We start from the raw sequence: 5,799 nt of genomic DNA, 5'->3' as shown, positions 1-5,799 counted from the left end.
TACAATATTGGGAGCTTTATTTGTATTCTCGTCTTCAAATACAAAACGATATGCTTCATCTCCTCTTGATAGAGTGCCGATAGGTGAGGATAGTTGTTGAAGGGTCTTTTCGTCAAAATAGTAGAAACGGCTTTCTTTGCGGATCTTATTGTAAACATGTCCGGGGTGATAATCTGCCATTGTACTATTTTCAAAGTAGGGAATCTCTAATATACCTTGTAGGCCTTCTAGGTGGCGTTGATCATTATAACCTATGTTAGAATTATAACAGGCTACTTTAACTGCTAAGGCATTATTTTTTGTTGAAAGGTCTATATCATTAGAGGAAAAGGGTGTGCTGAAATCGCCTTCTACTAGTGCTCCGGTTGATGGATGTGGTGCATTATATAATGACTGCCAGGTTATTGGGTAACCGCCTAGAGCAAAGTCGCCGGAAGCCATCTTCTTTAATGGAGCTGCAAGCATGTACCATCTGTCTCGGGTTATCATTTTACTTGCAGGACCTTCTGCGTTACTGCCTGGCTGTTCGTTAGAACCTCCGGCGTAGTATCCCCAGTTATATTGAATAAATGCTTTATTATAGGTAAGCTTATGTGGATAAGACAGTTCGCTACCAAAATGGAAGACAATCTTATCGGTAACAGGATCGCCATAGATTGTACGGTCTGTATGGGCATCCAATGATGGATAGTGAAGAGAGTACGCCGGTAGATGAACCGTAGTACAAACACTAGGCACTGCTTTTAATGTATCTGCTAATAGTGACGATTTTGCCCAATTATTCAGATTATTCCAATTACTATCTTTCGCATCTTCTCGCCAATACATCAGAGAAGGTGCAACCGATAAATATGGAAGGGTATAAGCAATCGATAAATTATTATTTATTTTATCGGCTGTTAATACATACTTTCCTGCATTATTTAGAGTCAGATGAGACAGGCTTGTACTTTTGGTACTTGCCAGCAAAGTTCCATCCGGTTTTAACCATTTATAGGTAACCGATCCTCCGGGTAATGTCAAAGCATCAAAAAGAACCGTTCCATCTTCACATTTTCTATAACTATCTGCCCATCCAATATTATCGAATGAAACATTCACAAATGCATCACTTTCGTTATTTACACAACATGAGTCACATACTTGCTGATCGTTAACACCCAATCCGGCATCATTTACTTTTACGATCAATTTATTGACTGGCAACCAATCACCAAAATCGGGAATAGTCAAAGGTATTGTATAGGTTTCTCCCACTCCAATACTAACAGGGTACTCATAAAAATGCTTACGACTAGATGTTGAAACTGCATCTTTATATATCGTTATCTTTAGAGGAGCTTTTAATGAAGCCTCGCCCACATTAGTTACAATCAGATTGTTGACAGCCAGAGAATCTCCATCAGAATGATAAGTAAAACTAATATCCTCCGGATTTAAAACTTTGGCATTAGGAATCTTCATAAATGCAACTCCATCTTTATTCAGATAAGTTTGTTGCTGACGGAAATTATTGAATACCCGAATGTCATCAGCTGTACCCATTACTCCATCTTTCCCTTTGAAACGGGTAGTGATTGGAAACTGTACTGCCGGAATGGTTAAATTCTCATTTACATTTACGCTATTATAATTATATTGATTCCACACCGAACGAGCGGGAGCCCATTGTGTCTGAGATGATTTGAATACACGGAGATAGCCTGCATTTGAACTGATTGCACCTCCATCTGATCCTGTGACAACAATTTCTGCTTGTCCATCTTTATCTAAATCTGCAATAACAGGATATTCACGTAAAGTTCCTGATAAAACATTTGAGAATGTTTCTTTCACTATTGGAGTCGATCCACTACCATCAATGATACGCAATGTTGTTTGATCTCTGTAAACAATTTCGGCTGTTCCATCTAAGTTAAAGTCAAACAAACTCATACCAGTACATCCTGAACCATCGGTATGTGTCAAAGTCCATTTTTCTTTTAACATATTTCCCACCGGAAGGCTGGGATCAAAATCTAACGCATACATCAAGAAACTACTACCATTGGTTATAAATACAATTTCGGGATAACCATCATTGTCAATATCACCAATCATTGGTATACTGCTATATGAGACATTTGTTGCAGGCACCAAATAACTACCCATTAAATACGAACCATTATCCGGTTGGGGTTTCCAAACATACACAACAACTCTATTATTTAAACGACTGGTAACTACGACTTCTAACATACCATCTCCATCCATATCCACCAATTGAGTCATTCCATCAGCTGCTGCGTATTGAGGTAAATCGGTGGTTAATAATCCCATATCGGCTATAACGGTCATTGTATTTCCTGCCGTTCCGTTGGTATTAGTTATATTTACTTTATAGATTTGAGTACCAGCACATAGTTCTAATTTTCCATCATTGTCAATATCTATAGCCATAGGAGAAGACCCATTTACGGTCATTGATCCTGTATTATTAGCTTGTCCAGAGCACAATAATTTGCCATTTGCCAGAGAGAATATATTATTATCTACATATACCTCAGGAATGCCATCATTATTAAAGTCTGCAATATTAACCATATTAACAGCAGTTTTACTACAAACCACATCTGATTTCCACAACCTGTCACCATTAGGACTATAAGCGTACAAATACATGTCTACTCCCACTAAAACTATATAACCTTGATTATTATAGCGTGCAATAGCCATTGATCCGAAACTGGCTGTAGCAGAGCCTCCGACAGAGATGTTAAATGATTTTTTCAATTTCACTTCATTATCTTTATAATTAAAGATCTTGACTCCATTACTCTCATAACCATTACTACTTCGGGTATCTTCCAAAAGACCAATAATTTCGATCTCTCCATCCCCATCTATATCTCCCACCGTCAACGGTGCATAATTATGTATTAAATCGGTTTTATTTATAGGAAGAGATTCTTCGATTCCCCATACTGCAGGATCGGCCTCTTTAACACAAGTCGGATCTACAACATTATCGGGATAACTACTAATACCCGAAAGCCATATTTTACTTTTATAAAGAGAATCTGCACTATTTCCCGTGTATCGAACCGACATAGTCAGCGTATTTTCTCCAACAGTTAAATCGGATGCAGGAAAATTCCATTCCTTACTTATATCAGTATTTTCTGTTACACCTGTATATGGAACTCCATTTAGCAACCAATGAATATTTGAGAATGATTTTTCAATCGTACGTTTAATTGTGATCTCATCTATTTCTTCAAAGGTGTGTGTCATCGGAGTTGTTGCCGAATAATAAGTATCTTTATAAGGACTTGTCTTTGTAGTCACTTTATAATAGGCTTGAAGATTAAATGCACCTGCTCCAGCCGTGAAAATATAAGATTCCGATTGCCCATATCCTGTCATATAAGCAATAAACCCTGATGGATTAGACATCTCAATCAAAACATTATCTACAGCACCATAAGTTCTTGTTCCAATTACATAAGTAGGATCAGATAGATTTGTATAATAATTAAGTATAACAGATTCTGGAACTCCTGAACGAGTTTCAGTGATAACCATATCCGACTGAGTACCATTGGGTATCATAACATGTAACTGATGCGCAGTAATAACACTACTTCCTGAAGGAATAAATGGTGAAATTATTGCCTTCGTTATACTTTGCTCAGCCGGGCTTATCCATTTTATGGATGGAGCATAACCAAGAAACTGCTCAACTATAATGGGTTTATTAGCTGTTAATTTAACAGGTGCAGAAGAAGAATTGATATGCACTGCAGTATCTAATAAAAAGCTATTTGTGCCATGCCTATTCAAAGGGATTGAAGTTTCGACTGCACCAATTTTTTTAGTAATCACTGTATTATCCTCTAATGCCAATATCTGGACTTTATCTTTAGTATTAGCAGAAAAGCTCTGAGTACTTAAATTCCACAAAAAGTAGTTCTTACCTGCTGTATTAGTCGGCCACATTTGCTCAACATTATAATCACAGGCTCCAGATGAAATTTGTGCTCCACAACCTACCGCAGATAAAACTGCAATGTTATAGTTAGATTCTACAGTATAACCTGTCATATTTGCTTTACTCCCATAAGTATAAACTTTACCAGCAGCAAGAGATTTATTTGAGACAAGAACTGCTCCATTTTTATCTTTTATAGTGAAAGTTGTACCATCGTCTTTAGATATTACCTGAATTGTCGTCACATAATTTCCAGAAATAAGATCATGAGAAATTATCGTATAATCATTACCTAATGCTGATGAAGGTAATACTGTGGTTGCATCAGTCGTATTTGAGGCTAAGTTAATTGCAAAAACACCAATATTCTTGGTTGATGTTATTTTTATGAGTCTGTTAGACTCCAAAGGAGTTGTACCTGTAATATCTGTATAACATTTAGTCTTATCTGCATCTTTTGTATAGACACCCGGATAATACAAAATATTATTATCTAAATAAGTTCCATCCCCATATTGTGCAGTAATGTAACAAGTCTCTTTTACCACATAACGAACTTGAGCCTTAACTGAAGTAGATGCACTAGTATAATCATAATTCTGAGTAAAAGAGATATAAAACTCTTGACCATCTGTTGCACTATCTTGCCCATAAACAACAATAGGAAAACAACAAAAAATTGTTAATACTAAAAATTTTAAGATTTTATTTGATTTATATTGCCTCATTTCATTGTGATTTATAGGTTGATAAAACACAATAAACAACTTCTTCTGAAGCACCTTGTGAATAACTCAATTGTTGCTTCAAATACAACTTATTATTACGAACCTCATAATCCAGATAAAAAGGACTGGAAGCAAAATGAAAATCGACTTTACCGACAATCGTATTTATATTATAATTACCTGCTACAGTGTATCCAAACATAGAAACAGTTAATATATCTTCTTGAAATACCAAGTTATCAAAAACTCCAAAAGGTTCCCACTTAAGGGTATTTTTAAGAACCGGAATTGAATCATTTCCTTCTATTCTAAAAACAGATAGGTCTTCTAATATCCATGTGCCTAATAATGGGTTATTTAATCCCTCTTGGTGTGTTTGAGCGTGTAATAATCCGCTCATACCGAACATGAGTAAGATTATACATACATTTTTTAAAACTTTCATCAATTTGTTTTTAGAGAGTGGATTCTTCTATAAAAGAATCCACTTTGTTTATTAATAGGTTTCTCCACTCAGATTACTTAGCATTAATCTTCTTCGCGACTGTATTTCCAAGCGATGTTTTAACCTTTACAATATATACTCCCTGGTTTAAGGGTAAATATTTACTATAGCTAATAGGAGCTCCGGTTAGTTTTCCACTAGTATGCATATGACGCCCTTGCAGATCATAAACATCAATTTGGTTTAATCCTTGTTCGCTAGAGACTTCTAACTGACTGGTTAAATAAGTAACTCTAATAAGATCCTCACTGTTAGGCTCATCAATAATACCTGAAGTTGCAGAGGATAAGCGTAGTGAGAAACGGTTTACATCGGAATATTGTCTTTCTGATTCGGTTTTACGTTGATTGAATCGATATACATTATTAGATGAGAGGTCTTGTTCTATATTTAAATACTTGTCAATTAACACGGGACTGAATCCTGTTGCTGATTTAAAGGATTCTACATTTTCAAACTCCAGGGTTAAAACATCTTTCTGATTAGAGCTTTTAATACCTAATCCTACTTCAGTTCTCTTTTCATTATAGAAGTCAATCAGATTGTATTCCTGATCTGATGAAACGATAAAGGCTTCTGTTACAGAATGGCTCGAG

General features: G+C 35.9%; 3 protein-coding genes. All 3 read right to left on the bottom strand.

All coding sequences use genetic code 11. The features are described from left to right. Positions 1 to 4,698: FG-GAP-like repeat-containing protein (locus IR022_RS04330; RefSeq protein WP_194202749.1), on the bottom strand; the 4,698-nt coding region annotated here is incomplete at its 3' end. Position 4,699: 1 nt separating this feature from the next. Beyond that, entirely contained in the window at positions 4,700 to 5,098 is a 399-nt protein-coding gene (locus IR022_RS04325) for a hypothetical protein (RefSeq protein WP_194202748.1), read from the bottom strand. Positions 5,099 to 5,216: 118 nt separating this feature from the next. After that, positions 5,217 to 5,799, bottom strand: a 583-nt coding sequence (locus IR022_RS04320) for a T9SS type A sorting domain-containing protein (protein ID WP_194202747.1), incomplete at its 5' end; no start/stop codon positions are given.

The organism is Dysgonomonas sp. GY617 (assembly GCF_015233815.1).
In the GTDB taxonomy this organism is placed as follows: domain Bacteria; phylum Bacteroidota; class Bacteroidia; order Bacteroidales; family Dysgonomonadaceae; genus Dysgonomonas_A.
The sequence above is the reverse complement of the archived record's forward strand: the minus strand, read 5'-3'. Positions and strand labels throughout refer to the sequence as shown.

What these genes read in the sequence shown, in the direction of transcription:
- IR022_RS04325 (WP_194202748.1), bottom strand. Translation starts at nt 5,098, where the DNA reads ATGAGCGGATTATTACACGCTCAAACACACCAAGAGGGATTAAATAAC.